Source organism: Catalinimonas locisalis (assembly GCF_038039535.1).
Taxonomy (GTDB): domain Bacteria; phylum Bacteroidota; class Bacteroidia; order Cytophagales; family Cyclobacteriaceae; genus Catalinimonas.
This window is the reverse complement of record NZ_JBBPHP010000091.1, coordinates 1-2,522: the sequence shown is the minus strand read 5'-3', so window position 1 is coordinate 2,522 and position 2,522 is coordinate 1. Positions and strand designations below refer to the sequence as shown.

4 protein-coding genes are annotated in these 2,522 nt (G+C 44.3%); all 4 read right to left on the bottom strand.

What is annotated here, in order from left to right:
* Nucleotides 1-65 precede the first annotated feature (65 nt).
* The 4 genes from WJR50_RS33905 to WJR50_RS33890 all read right to left on the bottom strand — a co-directional run bounded on the left by WJR50_RS33905 (nt 66) and on the right by WJR50_RS33890 (nt 2,447).
* The gene (locus WJR50_RS33905) at nt 66-215 is read right to left on the bottom strand and encodes a hypothetical protein (RefSeq protein WP_341297760.1); all 150 of its coding nucleotides are present in this window, start codon (nt 213-215) and stop codon (nt 66-68) included.
* A gap of 63 nt (nt 216-278) precedes the next feature.
* Entirely contained in the window at nt 279-1,430 is a 1,152-nt protein-coding gene (locus tag WJR50_RS33900) for a DUF2911 domain-containing protein (protein ID WP_341297759.1), read from the bottom strand.
* Between the two features lie 140 nt (nt 1,431-1,570).
* Nucleotides 1,571-1,804, bottom strand: coding sequence for a DUF433 domain-containing protein (locus tag WJR50_RS33895; RefSeq protein WP_341297758.1), 234 nt, complete (start codon nt 1,802-1,804; stop codon nt 1,571-1,573).
* Nucleotides 1,805-2,204: 400 nt separating this feature from the next.
* On the bottom strand, nt 2,205-2,447 hold the full coding sequence (locus tag WJR50_RS33890) for a DUF433 domain-containing protein (protein WP_341297757.1): 243 nt from the start codon (nt 2,445-2,447) through the stop codon (nt 2,205-2,207).
* Nucleotides 2,448-2,522 lie beyond the last annotated feature (75 nt).

The window sequence follows — 2,522 nt, the reverse complement described above, 5'->3', positions numbered from 1 at the left end:
AATATGGAATACGAAGTAAAGCATACATTCTTGGAAAAGTTATAGCTATTTGTATTGTTTTTATCTTAGAATTCCAGGCTCGTATCCATAGACCATCCCCCGTCATCCCGGAGTAAAACGGAGGAATCTTTACCGCTATGCAGTCCTTGACTTGTCAGGGGTGTAGAAGATTCCCGGGCCACGGCGGCTCCGCCATTGGCTACGGAATGACTCACAGGGACACCTGTTGCAGGAACACCTGTCGCAGGGACTCCTGTCTACCAGAATAGTCTCCAACATCAATTAAAATCCTCTCCCTTCTGCAAGGCTTCTACCGCTGCCTGCATGCTGTCTTTATTTAACTGGTCGGGAGCCTCATCAGCGGCCATTTTTGCGTATTTAATGGCTTTCTTATAATCGCCGGTAGCGGAATAGCCACGAGCCAGGCCCACATTGACCGGCCAGGTGTCAGGATATTTTTTGGCATTCAACTGAAAAATCTCCAGTGCCTTCTCTTTCTCTCCCTGCGTAATGAGCTGCCTGCCGTAGGCGTGAATCTGCAAAGGCGTAGCGGTAGGATGATTGATGGCCTGCATCATGACCTGATCAGCTTCATCTCCCCGATTGAGCTTAGTCAGTATGCTTGCTTTGGTTTGCAGGGTGGTAAAATTCTCCTGACCGATATATGGCATACTGACAGCATTATCTGCCCAGGTCAACGCTTCTTCCAGATTAGTATCATTCATCAGACAATAGGTAGCTGCCTGGTTCCAGCCCTGCCAGCTAAAGCCCGCGGTAGACTGCAGTTCTTTGCGCATATTGTCTACGTACAGTTGCTTCATGTCGGGTATGCTCACTGTAAATGGCACTTTTACATTCTCCCACATCATCGCTACGGTAGTCTGCTCGGGCTGTCGGTCTACAAATTCATAAGTCAGCCACTCATGGAATTCAGATTCCTCCGGTTTTACCTCTGCCCGTAGGGCATCTTCGCTTTCATCATAAAAGTAGCTTCCCCAGGCCGAAGCGTTTCTGGAGAGGATCAGCACCCAGGGCTGGTTTTCTTCCACGATCATATGCAGGCCGTAAGTACCGGCAGCAATGCTCTTGCCTTCCACCTCCATATCGTGCGAAAAGGTGATGGTGGTATTTTCATTGGCACCCGCTCTCCAGGGAGCCGCTTCCGCAGTGCCAAAGCCTAAATTGACCAGTCCATAGTGGGCCACTTGCGTGCCCCAGATTTTACCGCTACGGTCTTCTCCGTTGGGCGCAGTGACATTGGGACTATTGTACTGGATGGTGACATGGGCCAGTGAACCGATGTACTGGGTAGTGATGCTTTTCTGATTGTCACCACTGGGAGGCAGGGTAATGGACTGGGCCATTAATTTGGCGCTGGCAGCCAGCCATACAAAGCTGAAGGCCAGCAAAGGGTAAAGGAGCTTTTTCATGTTTCTCAGAATTTGGGTTAGGGATACTCCTTCAATTTAAAATAATTCGCCTCTCCCTCCTAAAAGTGATGACAACACTTTACATAAGAGAAAAAAATTCCCGCAAATTGCGGGAGTGTACATTAACTTAGGATAGAGCGTCATGCGGTAGGCCGAATATCATAGTGGTTTTCCATGAGCTTAGAAGCAAATCTTAGGCATGCATCAATATCTTCTGGTTCTAGTGAAGGATAGGCTTCCAGAATACCTTCTTTACTGTCTCCTGCACTTAAAAATTCCAAAATGGTTTGTACGGTAATTCGTTTTCCCCTAATAGTGGGCTTGCCATTACAAAGATCAGGATCTATAGTAATTCTTTCAGTAATGTATTCCATGTCTTTTACTATTAAGCTTACATTCAACGGTTAATGTAAGGTACATTTTAATACATTTCACATTAGTTATTATTCCCTAGCTTTTATTTCTGTTGGTCCGCTCGGTAGGTTGATCGTTAAGACTTCTTTGATTTGCGGAACAAGCCACCGTGGCACGGTTCCTTCAAGGTTACATAAGCATTATCCTCTGCATTCAATACGATCACAGCAATGGGATACTTCTCGAAATTCTGCTGATATTGCAAGTTCCGATCAAAGGTGAATAATGCATCAAAATCTTCTTCCAGCATCAATTGTAATAATTCACCGTTCTTTTTTTTTACTGTTCCATTTCTTATCCGATACCGTGTAAATTTCGTGTTCAGAAAAATCTAATTTTAGCTTTTTGGGCAAATTCTCATCAAGCAACAGCTTCATAAATCTTATCGATGTTTCTTGAAGTTAAAATTTTATGAGCGACCCCAAGTACGCCAATAGCTTGTTCTTTAGTTACACTAGGGAAATCCTCGAGAAATTCATCAATTGAGATTCCTTTTTCCAGATGCCAGAATAAAGTTTCCACAGGCACCCTTGTTCCACTGAACACCGGTTGTCCATGTTGGATTTCTGAATCAATCGTAATATATCTTTTTATGTCTTCCATACTTAGAGCATGTTTAAATTTTGAAAAGAGCAGGTCAGGACGTAAACTTTGGGTCAACCAAAACTCAAAAGTTTA

Excerpts from the sequence above, each read along its gene's own strand:
- WJR50_RS33900 (WP_341297759.1), bottom strand. The coding sequence starts at position 1,430 with ATGAAAAAGCTCCTTTACCCTTTGCTGGCCTTCAGCTTTGTATGGCTG.
- WJR50_RS33895 (WP_341297758.1), bottom strand. The coding sequence starts at position 1,804 with ATGGAATACATTACTGAAAGAATTACTATAGATCCTGATCTTTGTAAT.
- WJR50_RS33890 (WP_341297757.1), bottom strand. The coding sequence starts at position 2,447 with ATGGAAGACATAAAAAGATATATTACGATTGATTCAGAAATCCAACAT.